Annotated in this window: 14 protein-coding genes; 13 read left to right on the forward strand and 1 reads right to left on the reverse strand. The window is 61.3% G+C overall.

Annotated features, from left to right (window positions below):
- The first annotated feature begins 39 nt into the window (after positions 1-39).
- From AB7245_RS32225 to AB7245_RS32270, 10 genes are all read left to right on the forward strand, one after another.
- Positions 40-1,398: a formimidoylglutamate deiminase gene (locus AB7245_RS32225; protein WP_354102685.1), complete on the forward strand. Its 1,359-nt coding sequence runs from the start codon at positions 40-42 to the stop codon at positions 1,396-1,398.
- Positions 1,395-2,123 carry a histidine utilization repressor gene (gene hutC, locus AB7245_RS32230; RefSeq protein ID WP_014493578.1) on the forward strand — a complete coding sequence of 243 codons (729 nt, stop codon included), beginning with the start codon at positions 1,395-1,397 and terminating at the stop codon, positions 2,121-2,123. The genes AB7245_RS32225 and hutC overlap by 4 nt, the downstream gene beginning before the upstream one ends.
- Before the next feature lie 104 nt (positions 2,124-2,227).
- Positions 2,228-3,172 (forward strand): ABC transporter substrate-binding protein, encoded by a 945-nt coding sequence (locus AB7245_RS32235; RefSeq protein ID WP_063981934.1) that lies wholly within the window; start codon positions 2,228-2,230, stop codon positions 3,170-3,172.
- A 71-nt stretch (positions 3,173-3,243) separates the two neighbouring features.
- A complete protein-coding gene (locus AB7245_RS32240; protein WP_063981933.1) occupies positions 3,244-4,017 on the forward strand; it encodes an ABC transporter permease in 774 nt (257 codons plus the stop codon).
- Complete coding sequence (locus tag AB7245_RS32245) at positions 4,014-4,799, forward strand: ABC transporter ATP-binding protein (protein WP_063981932.1); 786 nt, start codon at positions 4,014-4,016, stop codon at positions 4,797-4,799. The genes AB7245_RS32240 and AB7245_RS32245 overlap by 4 nt, the downstream gene beginning before the upstream one ends.
- On the forward strand, positions 4,792-6,024 hold the full coding sequence (locus AB7245_RS32250) for a Zn-dependent hydrolase (RefSeq protein WP_063981931.1): 1,233 nt from the start codon (positions 4,792-4,794) through the stop codon (positions 6,022-6,024). Before AB7245_RS32245 ends, AB7245_RS32250 begins: the two co-directional genes overlap by 8 nt.
- 719 nt (positions 6,025-6,743) lie before the next feature.
- On the forward strand, positions 6,744-7,508 hold the full coding sequence (locus AB7245_RS32255; RefSeq protein ID WP_063981930.1) for an outer membrane protein: 765 nt from the start codon (positions 6,744-6,746) through the stop codon (positions 7,506-7,508).
- Positions 7,509-8,223: 715 nt separating this feature from the next.
- A complete protein-coding gene (locus AB7245_RS32260) occupies positions 8,224-8,622 on the forward strand; it encodes a hypothetical protein (RefSeq protein ID WP_244623476.1) in 399 nt (132 codons plus the stop codon).
- A gap of 1,682 nt (positions 8,623-10,304) precedes the next feature.
- Positions 10,305-10,988, forward strand: coding sequence for a helix-turn-helix domain-containing protein (locus AB7245_RS32265; protein ID WP_063981927.1), 684 nt, complete (start codon positions 10,305-10,307; stop codon positions 10,986-10,988).
- Positions 10,989-11,067: 79 nt separating this feature from the next.
- Positions 11,068-11,529, forward strand: coding sequence for a hypothetical protein (locus tag AB7245_RS32270; RefSeq protein WP_063981926.1), 462 nt, complete (start codon positions 11,068-11,070; stop codon positions 11,527-11,529).
- 641 nt (positions 11,530-12,170) lie between these two features.
- Here AB7245_RS32270 and AB7245_RS32275 read toward each other — a convergent pair.
- Positions 12,171-12,434 carry a hypothetical protein gene (locus tag AB7245_RS32275; RefSeq protein ID WP_084795037.1) on the reverse strand — a complete coding sequence of 88 codons (264 nt, stop codon included), beginning with the start codon at positions 12,432-12,434 and terminating at the stop codon, positions 12,171-12,173.
- Between the two features lie 1,032 nt (positions 12,435-13,466).
- Between AB7245_RS32275 and AB7245_RS32280 the strand changes: the two genes are divergently transcribed.
- The 3 genes from AB7245_RS32280 to AB7245_RS32290 all read left to right on the forward strand — a co-directional run bounded on the left by AB7245_RS32280 (position 13,467) and on the right by AB7245_RS32290 (position 16,127).
- The gene (locus tag AB7245_RS32280) at positions 13,467-14,231 is read left to right on the forward strand and encodes an outer membrane protein (protein ID WP_063981924.1); all 765 of its coding nucleotides are present in this window, start codon (positions 13,467-13,469) and stop codon (positions 14,229-14,231) included.
- A 411-nt stretch (positions 14,232-14,642) separates the two neighbouring features.
- Entirely contained in the window at positions 14,643-14,849 is a 207-nt protein-coding gene (locus AB7245_RS32285) for a hypothetical protein (RefSeq protein ID WP_167768322.1), read from the forward strand.
- 642 nt (positions 14,850-15,491) lie between these two features.
- On the forward strand, positions 15,492-16,127 hold the full coding sequence (locus tag AB7245_RS32290) for a response regulator transcription factor (RefSeq protein WP_063981922.1): 636 nt from the start codon (positions 15,492-15,494) through the stop codon (positions 16,125-16,127).
- The last annotated feature ends 143 nt before the right edge of the window (positions 16,128-16,270 follow it).

A 16,270-nucleotide genomic window follows, 5' to 3' on the forward strand; every position in this document is an offset into this window, starting at 1 on the left:
TATAATCGTGGGGCGGTTCTGTCCAGCCGGCGTGTAATCATGACCCGACTGCATTTCGCCTCCGCGCTCCTGCCTTCGGGCTGGGCCAATGACGTGCAGATGGTGATCACCGCCGGCGCGATCGCCGAGGTGACGCCGGGCGTGGCGCCGGCCGCCGGCGACGAGCGTCACGGAATTGCGCTTCCGGGGTTGGCGAGCCTACACAGCCACGCATTCCAGCGCGGCATGGCGGGGCTGGCCGAGCTGCGCGGCGATAGCACCGATACGTTCTGGACCTGGCGCGACACGATGTATCGCTTCGCGCTGGCGATGACGCCGGACGATGTCGCCGCCGTTGCGACGCTGCTGTATGTCGAGATGCTCGAACATGGCTTTACCCGCGTCGGCGAATTCCACTACCTCCACCACGATCGCGACGGCTCCCCTTATGCCGACCTCGCGGAAATGGCTGCCCGCATTGCACAGGCCGCCGAAGCTTCCGGCATTGCGCTGACGCTGCTGCCGAGTTTTTATGCGCATGGCTCCTTCGGCGGCGCCGCACCGCATGCTGGACAACGCCGCTTCATCTGTTCGGTCGATCAGTTCGCCGCGCTGATGGCAGCATCGCGCAAGGCGATCAGCAGATTGCCGGGCGCCAATATCGGCATCGCGCCGCACAGCCTGCGTGCGGTGACGCCGGACGAGCTCGCGGCGATCATTCCGCTCGCCGATGGCGGGCCGGTGCATATCCATGCCGCCGAGCAGGTGAAGGAAGTCGAGGATTGCCTGGCCTGGTCGGGACGACGGCCGGTGCAATGGCTGCTGGAGCACGCGCCGCTCGATCAACGCTGGTGCCTCATCCACGCGACCCATACGACGGATGAGGAAGTCACCGCGTTCGCAAAGACCGGTGCGGTGGCGGGTCTCTGCCCCATCACCGAGGCCAGTCTCGGCGACGGCATCTTTCCCGCGCGCGAATTCGTCGGTGCTGGCGGCGCGTTCGGTGTGGGCACCGACTCCAACGTGCTGGTCGGCGCAGCCGACGAGCTGCGCCAGCTCGAATATGGCCAGCGTCTCAAGCATCGCGAGCGCAACGTGCTCTCCGGCGGCGCAGGCCGCTCGACGGGACGTACGCTGTTCGATCATGCGCTCGCCGGCGGTGCACGCGCGCTGGCACAGGCGGCGGCTGGCCTCGGGCCCGGCGCACGCGCCGACATCGTCACGCTCGACACCGCACATCCGTCGCTCGCGGGACGTTTGCGCGACGCCGCCATCGACGGTTGGATTTTTTCCGGAGGGACCGGCGCGATCGATTGCGTCTGGGCCGGCGGCCACAAGGTCGTCGAAGGCGGACGACACAGACTGCGACAGACCGCGCGCGAACGCTTCAACGCGGCGATGCGGAGGCTTGTCGTATGAGCCTGGCCACCGATGCCGCCGACCAGCCGACGCTCTACAAGCGCATCCGCGCCGATATCGAGAAGCGCATCCTGACCGGCGAATGGCCGCCCGGGCATCGCATCCCGTTCGAGCACGAATTGGTCGCACGTTACGGCTGCTCGCGCATGACGGTGAACAAGGCGCTGTCGGAGCTCGCGCAGGCAGACCTGATCGAACGGCGGCGGCGCGCCGGCTCCTTCGTACGCCGGCCGCAGCATCTGTCGGCGGTGCTGAAGATCGCAGACATTCGCGCCGAGATCACCGCGCTTGGCCGCGGCTACGGCTACGAGCTGATCGGGCGCAAGCTGCGTGCGGCGACCGCCGCCGACCGCGAGCGTCTTGGTGTCAAGAAGGCCGGCAAGGTCGTTGCGATCACCTGCCGGCACAGCGCCGACAAGGTGCCGTTTGCCGTCGAGGACCGACTGATCGATCTATCCTCCGTGCCGGATGCAGCGACCGCGGATTTCTCGCGCGAGCCGCCCGGCTCGTGGCTGCTTCATCATGTCCCATGGACGGAAGCCGAGCATACGATCAGCGCCATCGTTGCGGACGATCGCACGGCGGAGGCGCTCGACATCGCCGTCGGCGCGCCTTGCCTCGTGATCGACCGTTATACCTGGCGCAGCGCGCGCACCATCACCGCAGTGCGCCTGCTCTATCCCGGTGACTCTCACCGCCTTGTCGCCCGATTCAAGGGAGGCTGAGAGAACGATGTCGGCACAAATCGTGCAACGCTTCGGGCAACGGTCCATCAGGACCGAATGATCAACAGGACGTCAAACCATCGATCGGCAAGAGGACGACAATCATGCGTAGTTCAAAGGTATTTGCGACAATCATTGCCCTTACGGCCTCCACTCCCGCGCTCGCCGACGACGTCAAGGTCGGCATCGGCATCTCCGGATGGACCGGCTTCGCGCCGCTCACGCTGGCGAAGGAGGCCGGCATCTTCAAGAAGAACGGTCTTGACGTGACGATCAAGAAGATCCCGCAGAAGGACCGCCACCTCGCGATCGCCTCCGGCGACGTCCAGTGCGCTGCCACGACCGTCGAGACCTGGATCTCGTGGAACGCCAATGGCGTTGCGACCAAACAGATCTTCCAGCTCGACAAGAGCTACGGTGCCGACGGCATGGCCGTGCGCAACGATCTCGCATCGATCAAGGACCTCAAGGGCAAGACCGTCGCGGCTTCCGCGCCCGGCACCTCGCCCTATTTCGCGCTGGCTTGGATGCTGAAGAAGAACGGGCTCTCGGTGAAGGACGTCACCGTCGTGAACCTCGAGCCCGCGGCGGCCGCGCAGGCCTTCGTCTCCGGCCAGAACGACGCCGCCATGACCTATGAGCCGTATCTGTCGACGGTTCGGGCCGCGCCCGACAAGGGCAAGATCATCGCGACCACGCTCGACTATCCGATGGTCATGGACACCTTTGGCTGCACGCCGAAGTTCCTCACCGAGAACCCGAAGGCTGCCAAGGCGCTCGCCGACAGCTATTTCGAGGCGCTCGACATGATCGCCAAGGACCAGGCCAAGGCCTATGAGATCATGGGTGCCGACGTGAAGCAGACCGGCGAGGCGTTCGGCAACTCGGCAAAGTATCTGCGCTGGCAGGACAAGGCCGCGAACCAGAAGTTCTTTGCCGGCGATTTCCTGACCTTCAACAAGGACGCCGCCGACCTCCTGCTCGAGATCGGCATCATCAAGGCCGCGCCGAAGGTCGAGGACCTCTTCGACGCGAGCTACATCAAGTAAACCCTTGAGGAGCTGCCGGCCCCGTCTCGCGGCGGGGCCGGAAACTCGTTCACCGCCCGGATAGATCGTTGATGCGTCCCCTGGATCCCGTGACATCGAAGCAGCGCGTGGCTTACGGCCTCGCGTTCTTCGTGCTGTTCGTCGCCCTCTGGTCGTGGGCAACGCTCGGCGGCCATGTGTCGAAGACCTTTCTCGCCAACCCGCTGACCATGATGCAGGAAGGCTATGACCTGCTCGCCAAGCAAGGCTTCCTGTTCGACATCGGCATGACGATCTGGCGCGTCGTCGGCGGATTCGCGCTCGCTGCGATCATCGCGGTTCCGCTCGGCGTGCTGATGGGCGCCTACAAGCCGGTTGAAGCGTTCCTCGAACCGTTCGTCTCCTTTGCTCGCTATTTGCCTGCCTCGGCCTTTATCCCGCTGTTGATCCTGTGGGCCGGCATCGGCGAATTGCAGAAGCTGCTCGTCATCTTCATCGGCGCGGTGTTCCAGATCACCCTGATGATCGCCGTAACCGTGGGCACCACGCGGCGCGATCTGGTCGAGGCGGCCTATACGCTCGGGGCCAGCGACCGCGGCATCATCCGCCGGGTGCTGCTGCCCTCCTCCGCACCCGAGATCGCGGAGATTCTGCGGCTGGTGCTGGGCTGGGCCTGGACCTATGTCATCGTCGCCGAGCTGATTGGCTCGTCATCGGGCATCGGCCACATGATCACCGACAGCCAGGCGCTGCTCAACACCGGCCAGATCATCTTCGGCATCATCGTGATCGGACTGATCGGTCTCCTCTCGGACTTCATGTTCAAGGCGTTCAACGCCTGGCTGTTTCCGTGGAGGCTCGCATGACCACGCTGAAGATCGAACAGGTCTCGCGAACCTTCCCCGCGCGCCACGGCAACGCACCGACCAGGGCGCTGGAGCCGACCGACCTCACCATCGGCAACAACGATTTCGTCACCATCCTCGGCCCCTCCGGCTGCGGCAAGTCCACGCTGCTTCGCATCGTCGCCGGTCTCGACCGGCCGACCAGCGGGCGCGTCACGCTCGACGGGCGCGAGGTGACCGGCCCCGGAGCCGATCGCGGCATGGTGTTCCAGTCCTACACACTGTTTCCCTGGTTGAGCGTGCGCGAGAACATCGCCTTCGGCCTGCGCGAGCGCGGCGTGCCCGAGGCGGAGCGCAACAAGATCGCCGATGCCTTCATCCGCCAGGTCGGGTTGTCCGGCTTCGAGAACCACTGGCCGAAGCAGCTCTCCGGCGGCATGCAGCAGCGCACCGCGATCGCCCGCGCGCTCGCCAACGATCCAAAGATTCTGCTGCTCGACGAGCCCTTCGGCGCGCTCGACAACCAGACCCGCGCCTTGATGCAGGAAATGCTGCTCGGAATCTGGGAGCGCGACCAGAAGACCGTGCTGTTCGTCACCCACGACATCGAGGAAGCCATCTTCCTCGGCAGCCGCGTCATCGTGATGAGCGCGCGCCCCGGCCGCATCAAGGCCGAGATCAATGTGGACCTGCCGCATCCGCGCTCCTACAAGATCAAGACCACGCCCGAATTCGTCCAGCTGAAGGAACGGCTGGTCGAGGAGATCCGCACCGAGGCGCTGAAGGTTGCCGAACATGCCTGACACCAAGCCGCGTGCCGATGGGCAACGCGTTCTCGCCGATCTCAATGCGCTCCGTGCCATCGGCGTCTACAAGACCGGCGTGCACAAGCCGACCTTCTCCGAGCCGCACAAGAAGTCGCTCGACTGGCTGGTGCAGAAGCTGCCCGACGCCGGCCTTACCGCCGCGATCGACGGCATCGGCAATGTGTTCGGCAGCAGCGCGAAGCAGGGGCCGAAGCTGCTGGCGGGCTCGCACCTGGAGAGCCAGAACTACGCCGGCTGGCTCGATGGCCCTCTCGGCGTCGTCTATGCGCTCGAAGCGGCCCGCGTGCTCAATGCCGACCCGTCCGTGAAGGGTGCGGTCGAAGTTGCCGCCTGGTGCGACGAGGAAGGACACTTTGGGCATTTCCTCGGCTCCCGCTCCTATGTCGGACAGGTGACCGAGGCCGACATCGATGCCGCCCGCGACCGCACCAGCGGCCGCACCATGCGCGACGCACTCGCCGACATGGGGCTCTCGGGCCGCGCACGCGTCGCTGCCGAGCCGGGACGCCACGTCGGATATCTGGAGGCGCATATCGAGCAGGGCGACACGCTCGAAAGCGGCAAGCTTTCGATCGGCGTGGTGACCTCCATCGTCGGCATCTGGCAGTACCAGATCAATTTCGTCGGCGAGCAGAACCATGCCGGCACCACCCGCATGGCGGCGCGGAAAGACGCCGGCCTCGCGCTGGCCAAGTTCTGCGTCGCGATCGACGAGCGGTTCCCGGGCGCCTGTGGCCCGCGCACGGTCTGGACCACCGGCCGCATGACGCTCGATCCCGGCGCGCCGAGCATCATTCCGGGCAAGGCCGAATTGCTGTTCCAGATCCGCGACGACGATCCGGCTGTGATCTCGCGGCTGGAGCAATTGCTGCGGACCATGGCTGACGAGGCCAGCGCGAAGGGCCCTTGCGCCGTCACCGTGGAGAAGCTGCGCACCGGTGCTCCCGCCATGATGAATCCCGGCATTCAGGACGCAATCGAGGCCGCGAGCAAGGCCCTGGCCGGTGGACGGTCCGTCCGCATGCCCAGCGGCGCCGGCCACGACGCGCAGTTGCTTGCGACCGTCATGCCCGCAGGCATGCTGTTCGTGCCGTCGATCGGCGGCATCAGCCACCACTGGACCGAGAACACCGCCGACGCCGACATCGTCACGGGCGCGCAGGTCTTCGTCGACGCCTGCCGGCGGCTCCTCGGTGGTTAGAACGACGTGCCGCCGCATCTGAACTCCTGGACGATGTCGTACTTGCCCTTCGTGATCGGCACGGCATAGCCGAAGCGCAGCGTTCAACCACACCCGCCTCTGGAATGCTGGGGTCGTCCGCCTTCGCGGGCGATGACAGCGCGTGTTGCAGACACACCTTCGCGCTCTCGCGGCGCATCTCGCCCGAGCTTTGCTTCGTCGTTCCACCCTCGAAGCCAAGAGGGCGCAGGGAAGGCCGGGTGCTGACCTCGCACCCGCGGCCCGCTGCGCGAAAGGTAGCGCAAGGAAACCGCACAGCAGCATACAGGTGGTGCCAATCACTCGGCCTTCCCTGCGCAGGGAAGAATTAATGAGCAAAAAATGTAGCTAAATCAATTCCATGTGGTTGTTGTGTTTACATTTGTGTCGCGATCCGGTGACGGTTCGGCCGCGAAAATATATATGAATGCCTATGAACCCCTGTGGATGGCGGTGAAGGCTGGCGGCGGTCGCTCCCACCAGTGCACTGAGTGATTTTGCGCGTCTCGGGCAATCAGGGTTATGCACGCCAGAGGGCTTTTGGTTCCGCTAAGTCATTAATGGATATAAACAATTTGAAGATGTGATCCGAAGCGAGTGTTGCAGCTCGGCTACAGCAACCACGGGGCGAACGAACTACTGTTGATTCGTCGGGCGGGGCTTATCGCCCTATCGAACTGCTTTCTGAGGAGATTACTTGTATGAAAAAATTTCTGGTTGCTGCGGTCGGGATGATGGCCGTTGGATTGTCCGCTCCGGCGTCGGCGGCTGACTTGGCGGCGCGTCCGTACACCAAGGCACCGCCTCCGATCGTGGCACCGATCTACGACTGGACCGGCTTCTACATCGGCGGCAATGGTGGCTGGGCGCAGAACCACAACTGCGTGGATTTCCTTGACGCGGCCGGCGTAGCCGTAGCTTCCGGCTGCCGCGATCGGTCCGGTGGCGTCATCGGCGGCCAGCTCGGTTATCGCTGGCAGGCCAGCCAGTGGGTGTTTGGCCTGGAAGCCCAGGGCGATTGGGCGGATCTCAGCAACCAGCGCGTCAGCCTGATCGATGCTTCGCTCTCCACTCGCACCAAAACCAGTGCCATCGGCCTCTTCACCGGCCAGATCGGCTACGCCTGGAATGCGTCACTGTTCTACGTGAAGGGCGGCGCGGCGGTGACAGACAACCGCTTAAGCGTCATCGATAATGCCTTCGGCACCGAGCTCGCCGCGCAAAGCGCTACCCGCTGGGGTGGTGTCATTGGTGTTGGATACGAGTATGGCTTCACCCCGAATTGGTCGGTGGGCGTCGAATACGACCATTTGTTCATGGGGCACCGGAATAATTCGTTCACGGTCGCTGATCCGCGACTTGCCGCCTTTGTGAACGACCGGATCACGCAGGACGTGGACATGATCACGCTGCGCTTCAATTACCGCTTCGGCGGTTATGGCGCCCCGATCGCAGCGCGTTACTGATTTCCTCCAGCGAACTTAAGCCCCGGCGTCGTCCGGGGCTTTTCTTTATCTCTCGACAACGCGGCGGTCCCGCTTAGGAAAAAGCCGGTAGGACCACTCAGGCGGTGCAGACGCCGATAACGCCGAGCATCTGCCTCATTGAGGATCAAGATCGCGATTTGCATGGCGCGGGAAAGCCTGTCCATAAGGGCAATTGAAAGGCGCCGCAAGGTCATCGATGGTCGATGCGCGTTCGAGCCTCAGCCCGAGGCCTGGCCTTAACAACCTCCAAGCCCCGGCCTGCCCCAAACCCAAGGCCGGGGTTTTTTCTCGGCTGCGCGAGGCCCTCGCCAGTGTCCTCTGAGCCAGGCGATCGCCTCATCGAGGCTGTCGGCGCACAGCGCCGGGCCAGGCGCGCCGGCATCACCGGCGGCTCACACCAGGCCGACGCCGAGGACCGGCGGGTGCTCGACAGATTGTTGGCGGACGCCCTCACTGCGGAGCGAAATACCCTCAACGAAGGGACCAATGTCAGCTACAAAGAGAAGGAAAACCGAGGCAAGTCCTCTGCGGAAAATCTAAGAATGGCTAGCAATCAGGCCCCGCTTTTACTTTACCCCGCCGAGTTTCGGTCGCTCCGTTCATAAAGAAGATGGCGCTAGACACGACCGATGCACACGCTACGTTAGTCCGATAGTTTGGTAGTCGCGTACTGGTGGCGGACGTGAGCTTTCAGATGTCGATACTCAAAATCCTCGCCGGCCAGCCCGATGGCCGGGCCAGTCTTGACGTCGTCAAGCAACACCTGGCTCTTTTCTACACCAGCGGACCCGAGTGGACCGGTCGCATGAAGCTTCTGGCTGCGCGGGCACCAGACCTCGATATCTTCGGCCAAAAGCTGATCGCGCGCGAGCCAGGCGAGTGGCGTATCACGGACGCGGGCCGGGACTTGCTCTCGGCGGTTGAGCAGCCACCTACGACCGTATCTAAAGATCTTACGCTCGGCGAGCTGATCGAGAATCTGCCGGCCAGCGAGTTTGCCTCGCCGCCCCCGCCCCCGCAACGTCGTCTAGAAGAGCACAAGCGTCGCCGCGGCATCCAACGCCGGGTCGCACGAACGCGCAGATCGGCATAAGAGCTCCCGACTACCTTATCGCTCCTCGACCAATGGCGCTCATGACGTCGAAGAAAAGCGCGAGCGGGAACCGTGACGAACCTGCCTTCAAAAGATCACCTTCGGTGAGATGCGCGCCTCCGGCGCCCGCGACGTCCTGAACTACACCGCGACTATGGCTGCTGCCAGCATGTCGACGCCAGCGCTGACGGCTGGGTCCTCCAGTTCAACGCCGCCGACTATCTTGGCGCTGCATTGACCGGCGATGGACGTGACATCGAGGCCTGGCAACCCGCAAAGTTACCGTTCTGAAGGACAAAGATTGCCCTCTGCGAGGCCGGCCTCTGGGACGCCGTTACAGACCCAGCACCAGCGTATACGCGAAAGATGCTGAAAGAACGCTCAGCCCAATAATGGCGACTTTGAAAACGAGGTCTGGCGCTGCCACGATGCCCTCCACGAGTTCGCAAATCACTTGAATCTTACGCTTTATTCCGGAGGTTGCAATTCGGCTTCACAACGTCAACGATGCGATCAACGCGAGACCAAACGCGGCTGATGCCCAGACCAGTGATTGGTAAATCCAGTACCGACGGCGATTTCATGACGCGCCTTCCTCGCATGAGGAGGCCGCTCGATAGGCAGCTGCGCCATTGAGCCAGATCAATGAACGTCGTTAATCACATTCTAAAAAGCGCGAAAGAGAGCAGCGCCACCGGCAGCATGCCGACAGCAATGACTGCGATCCGAAGGAGCACTTCCCGCCACATGGGTAATCGTAACGGGCCGCGCCCCAAGGGGGCTGCAGTTCGTGCCAGCTTGACCGAAACAGTAAGAGGAATTCGGCAAAAAGCTGCGCGACTAGAAGGGTCTACGCCCTCGGGAGACCAATGACCGCAGAACGGTCAACAAATATAAGCTCGCGATCACGCCAGCGTCCGACCAAACGCCAGCTGGCATTAATCGCATGGACGGTGGCCCACCCGGCTCGGGACGCAAGCTTCAGCGAGAGGGCCATGATCGCCGACAAGCTGACCCGGTGGCTGACCCAGGCTGAGCAGCATCAGGTCTCGAAATTCATCGCGGACGAAACGGCGATGCGCAAAGCACTCAACAAGCGGGTCACGAAGCGATAGCCGCCAAGTGCGGATGAGGACGCACGGGCCAGCCCACTTTGACGGGAGGCGATCTCACTTGCCTTCCGACTTCGCGATCTCTGCAAGGTTCTCAAGCTGGCTCCCAAGCGCTGCCCAGCTCCGTGAGATGTTCGTCAGCACGGTCGCTCGGCGGGGTGAATTCCTCGGATCAGCGGCACGTAGTTTGTACTCGGCGGCATAAGCGCGGCATTGTTCAGCTGTAGGCACGTTGTCCCCTTGTGCGCATCAGTGTCACTGTCGTGTGACCGATGGCGATGAGACGATCATCACCATTGCAAGGAAGCCGACACAATCAGGAGAAGCCGCGATGCAGCTATGGGGCTTTGCCGTGCCCCACGATGCGGCGGCCCGTCACCAGACCGATACACGACGCCAGCGAGCACAACCGCGCTGACGGCAACAGTGACAATGCTCCACTGTCCCTTGGTACAGTACCATCGCGTCAGTCGCCAAATACTATGCTTCACTCCACCTTGGGGTGGAGCTTATCGTTCCGCGCACCGAGACGTATTCGATTGGCTAAAAATCAATAAAAGAGTAGCCCGCATGTTTGTGCGTAATACTACGGGGCGGTCCCTCTGCCCTAATTCGCTCACTGACCTTGGCATCACGAGCGAATCAAATCCGGGCGTCAGTTCGAGTGTATTGATCTACAAAAAGGGGAAAGCAATTTTCAGTGAGAAGGAACCTGCCGAATACGTCTATCAAGTAATCAGGGGAGCGGCGCGCAGTTACAAACTGCTCTCTGACGGTCGACGCCAGATTGGCGCATTCCATTTGGCCGGAGATATTTTCGGGCTGGAGAACAGTGGGACGCATCGATTTACGACCCAGGCGGTGGTCGAGACGACGCTTCGCCTGATCAGACGGCAAACTCTAGAAATGGTCGCCGAAACCGATCCAGCTGTCTCGCGCAACCTACTCCGTATGACTACCAGCAACCTCGAGCACGCGGAAAATCATATGCTGCTGCTTGGCCGTAAATCGTCATCGGAGAGAGTTGCCGCGTTCTTGCTGGAGATGGACAAGCGCCTGACCGCCACTAACTCAATGGCACTCCCCATGTACCGTCGCGATATAGCTGACTACCTCGGCTTAGCACTCGAAACGGTGTGTCGTGTTCTATCCAGGCTGCATGGAGCGGGCGTACTTGATTTCACCGCTGGTAGTCACCGGGAAATCGTACTTCTCGACCGAGAGCGGCTGGCAAACCTCGATCCACCAGATTAGGTCCAGTTCAGGACGAAGCTGAGTGCCCTCGAAGCAGGCTAAGTGCGGCCGGCCGTAGCGGAGTTGACGGGTGTTCGAGATGACGAACCTAAAATCCAGAGCCGTTTATTTGGTTCTTCTCGTGGTTCAACTGACAGGAGCACTCTTCATAATCTTGGACGGCCTGCCCGAATTTAGGCACTTGATAATCCATCCCGGTGAGCAGTTGCCGTTCGAACGGTCCGATAACCTTGCTAGGCCCGTCATTATCATTGCGATGCAGGTCGCCTATTGGTATCGCCTGCGACGCGTTCCGCTCCCACCTCCGCGCTCGAATCCGATCCTGAGTCACCTGTTTCTGTTTCTGGGGCGTCTCGCCTTTATTTTCGGCGGCTCGCTATTCGGTGTCGTGTTCTTCAGACATTTGCCGGAGATCAATCAGGGCGCCGATCTTTGGCTCATGTTCCGCCGGGGACTGCAACTCGTCGTATCGTTGTTCGCGCTATTCTGCGTCACGCTTGAACTGGAACGACTGGGGCGTGCGCTTGGAGGCAGCCAATAGAACTGACGGATGCCGGCCCTCCGCATCGTGACTGACATTTTTCCATTTAGCTTCTTGCCCCCAACTACCTCAATACCTGCGGTCGCATTGGCACAAAGGGCACTAGCCAAACACCCAGGTTCTGCTTGTCTGGGGCACGCCTTGCCCATCTTTCCAGCCCCCAAGCTTTCTTAGATTGGCGAGAACGTAGAAGGCCCCGGCGCGGTCAGCAACTTCGCCGGGGCCGGTTAACACGTGGGGTAGCTAAGACGATGGACGCAGAGGCTGAGCGGCAACGCGGATTGCAATTGGGACGCCGCTGGGCGGAGCATGCTTCGGCGCATGAGCTTACGACTATGGTGAGCGGCTCGTTCGATGATCTCAGCCAAATTCTGCCAGCGGATACGTCTGATCATTTCGTCGGCGGCTTTCGCGAGGGCGTGTTGCGCGTCTGGCGCGGGGCTTAGGCCTCAGCACAAGGGCGCCCGGATGGGGGACCAAGCACCCTTGCACCCCCATCGTTGGCCGATCCAGGTGTGAGTTCTAAGGGACTGCTGGACAAGCCGACGAACGCTGGATTACCGAGCGAATCAATAGCTGAGTCCCTTGCCGCAATTGAGGCGGTTGCATTTTTCGACAATGCGGCACTGACCAACAGTGCCTTACCGCCGCACTCCCACGCGATTGACGCCGCCATTTGCGTTGCCGCCGACGTTATGACGGACCGCAGCGCGCGCCACGGGACGAGGCCTGAGCACGACGCCAGCCCTCGCAACGCACCCGACCGGATATTCAACGTACTGGCAATACACGACCGCCTTGGCTGGCGTTGGATTGAGCGTGAGACCCGCCAACCCCAACAGGAAGCTGGCGGCAATCCCGGCAACTGTCGCCGACTTGATCGAGAGACTCTTTGTCCGATGCATGGTGATCCTCCCTTTCGCCGCGAACCGATGGAGATGCACCGGGCGGCCAAGCGTTTGTGAGCGGTAAGGAGACTAGGTGATGTTGACGTAGGTCAACGCTGGAGGCGACGTCGCTCTCAATAGCACGGGGGGTATGGATAGTAACCGCATTGCCGGCGGTGATAGTACGCTCCCGTGGCCGCTGCTCCGACGGCAGCCGCACCTACAGCAGCTCCATAGTACCCGCGCCGATACGCGCGTCTATGCACTCGCCTATTAACCCCCGCAACGCTGCCAGGTGTGAGCGGACGACCGACACGAGCGTCAGCTTTCTCGACGGAGATAACGACAGTCCCTTCTGGTGACCAGTGAAACGACACGGGCGCCAAGCACAACATCGCTGCACCGAGGGCCGCGCCGAGCACCGTTGAATTTTTCATGTTCTTGCTCCTAATTGGTTTCTTGGGACGTGCTGGTGGACGCGCGGCTACTTTTTCTCTTCGGCAGCACCGTCATGCCGCTCTTCGCGCCGCTCCGTGCGCCCCGTCCGTCGCGCCTGACGCCGTTCTGTTCGCCCTGTCCGTCGATCCTGACGCCGTTCGGTGCGCCCCGTGCGTCGTTCCTGACGCCGCTCCGTACCCGACTGCGGTGTCTCAGTGGAAGGCGCTGCGGGCGTGGTCGGTGCGGTTGAGGTCTGAGCGCCAGCATCTGACACCACCAGAATTGCAGGCGAGGCCACGAGCCCGAACACGGCTGCGTATCCACAAAGAGCAAGAGCGCCTCGACGGCTGACCATCGATTCCGAACGTTCACCCATATCTCAAACTCCCGGTCTCCCGCCCTTTTGCAACTGGTCCATATTCCGGAGTGTGATTATTGATCTAAATCAACCTTGAGGCATGCGCTCGCCGACGATGGACGCTGGCAACGGCACGAGCCTTTACCCACGCCAGCGCGAGGGGGCGTCTCCGAAACGGACCCGCGCTGTGCGCAAATCCAAGACGGAACCCCGCAGCCGGCTCGTTCGGGTGAAACGTGGATGGAGCGAAAAGAATGAAGAAGATCTTGTTGAGTGGTGTGGGCTTGCTGGCAGTGAGCATGGCGGCACCCGCGTCAGCGGCTGATCTGGCTGCTAAACCTTACGTCAAGGCCCCGCCCCCGGTGGTCGCGCCGATCTATGATTGGACCGGTTTCTACATCGGTGCTAACGGCGGTTGGGGGCAAAGCCACGGTTGTGTGGATTTCGTGACGCCCGCAGGAACAGTCGCAGGTGGTTGCGCCGATCGCTCCGGGGGCCTCGCGGGCGGACAGATCGGGTACCGCTGGCAAACCAACCAGTTTGTGCTCGGCCTCGAAGCGCAGGGAGATTGGGCCAACATCAAGAACACGCGCGTCAGTCTAATCGATCCATTGATCTCGACCACAGGCAAGATCGACGGCATCGGGTTGTTGACGGCGCAACTCGGTTGGGCGTGGAACGCCTCCCTATTCTACGTGAAGGGCGGCGCCGCCGTGACGCGCAATCGCTTCGATATCTTCAACAACATCACCGGTGTCGGCTTGGCCTCGGCAGGCCACACGCGCTGGGGCGGCGCCCTGGGCGTCGGCTGGGAATACGGCTTCACGCCCAACTGGTCGCTCGGTATCGAATACGACCACCTCTGGATGGGGCGTGATAATTCCGGCTTCGCAGGCGTGGTTACTCCCGGAGGGTTCACCCTGACCGGGAGCGGCGTCAGCCAAGATGTGGATATGGTCACGCTTCGGCTGAACTATCGCTTCGGTGGATACGGTGCCCCGATCGCGGCGAGATACTGATCACACCAGTCGCGCAGGCCAAAGCCCCGGTTCGTCGGGGCTTTTTTGCGGGTTAACCATCCCAAGCGCTTGCTGCATCTTAAAATATCTAGGGTCAGAAGCAGCGGTCAAGACAAGTGCGGCTCGACACCGGTTGACCGACGACAGCCGACATTGAACCGGCACCAGATGCGATTGTGAAATGGTTCACAGATCGCAAAAAAATTCGGGGAACGTTCCTTCGAACGTTTCTTGTTTCTGTCATCTAAGTGCGCAAGAATTGGAGGGCCAGGATTTAAAGCCCCGGCCAAGGGGAATTTCGGCGTTGGGAGGAAAAATATTCTGCTCCAGCGACGACTAGGAATGTTGCCTCGGGGCACCTCACCCATGAAGCAAAAAGGAAATGAGACAGTAGCGTCAAGGAAGGCGATGATGATTGACGACCAGTTGGCGCGTGCACACCGCAACAATATTCAACGCTATCGCCACTTATTGCAGACTAGCGTGACAGAGGTCGAGCGCCAGTTTGTCGAAAGGCGCTTGAGTGAAGAGCAATCGAAGCTCGAACTATTGATCGTCTCGTTCTCAAATGAAGTGCACCACGATCCTTTCAGAGGACCGGACAGCCGCTTGACTTAAGTCGTTCAAGCGGTGGTGGACCGGCGGTCGCTGCCCGTCGGCAAACTTCTCCGCATCGGACCGGCAACCCGCGCGAAGATGAGCTCGCTTAGTGTCTACACTGGCCCGACATGCGAACTCAGACGTTGGAGTTCATGCAAGCCAACTTTGGCAAAGAGGCGCGCGCTTTCCGCCATCGGACGTATCCGATCATTTCGTTGGCGGCTTTCGCGAAGGCGAGCTGCGCGTCTGTCACGAGCCTAGGCTCAGCACGTACGCTCGATGCGGAACCGAGCGCCTTGTACCCCCATCGTTGGCGGTCACGAGGTTACTCTCTAGATCGTGGCACAAGTCTAGCTGCACTCGTTTCCAAATTCGCCCATCGAAAGCAGCGTTCTAAAACATAGCGCATTCGAGAATTTTTCCTCTCCCTTCATGCGGGCAAAGCGTGCCTTCATGCGCCGCCCGACATGACCCGTACAATCACGGTGCTAGAATCGCAGCTCTCCTGTTAGAAACCGTCAGACCTACCTCCCCATGTAGTGGGATATCCTGCTCGGAATGAGATCGGTCGCTGGTTCATCGCGGCGGAGCTTGGGCGAGAGCTGCTGCTCGTCACTGCGCTCTTCTAGGTCACGGCTGACGTAAGTCTTGGGGAGTCACGTGTTGGGGTTTGTGCATGTTGTGGATGACGACAGTGCCTTCCGAATAGCAGTCGAACGTCGCCTCAAACTCGCCGGGTACGAAGTGGCGACCTATGCGTCGGCTGAGCAGTCGTTGGATCGACTACCGGACGACTGTAGACCCGGCTGCATTCTCCTCGATGTGCGACTACCGGGAGTGAGCGGTCCTGAGCTCCAGGCGCAATTATACGAACTCGGTTCGACGTTGCCGATTATATTCTTTACGGGCTTTCCCGACATCCAGACCACCGTACAGGCCATCAAGGCGGGCGCAGAAGATTTTCTGATCAAGCCCGCATCTTCCGACGACCTACTTCGCGCAATTGAGTGCGCGTTCGCTCGTTACGAAGTCACGCGCGCCAAAAAGGAGGAGCTGGATGCGGCTCGCGCTCGTGTCACGGCACTAACGCCGCGTGAGCGGCAAGTGTTCGAGCTTGTGGTTCAGGGCAAGATCAACAAGCAAATCGCGTACGCTATAGGCTGTACCGAGCGTACGATTAAGGCACATCGCCATCAGGTGATGGAAAAAATGCAGGTCCAGTCATTGGCGGAACTTGTCGCCATTGCCGAGCGTATGGGCTATCGCCCGAACGGGCCGTCTCCTCACCTGCCTTAGACGAACCAATAAGCGGTTCCAGCGGTTTGACAGGAGTAACGCGCTCATTGGACCCAGCAAAACTCGGCTGCGTCTTCGTCCGTGAAATCAGGCATTAACTCTTCCTATTGACACAAAGTGCAATAGCCAAACACTCCGCCTGT

The organism is Bradyrhizobium sp. 604_D8_N2_3 (assembly GCF_051810765.1).
Classification (GTDB): Bacteria; Pseudomonadota; Alphaproteobacteria; order Rhizobiales; family Xanthobacteraceae; genus Bradyrhizobium; species Bradyrhizobium barranii.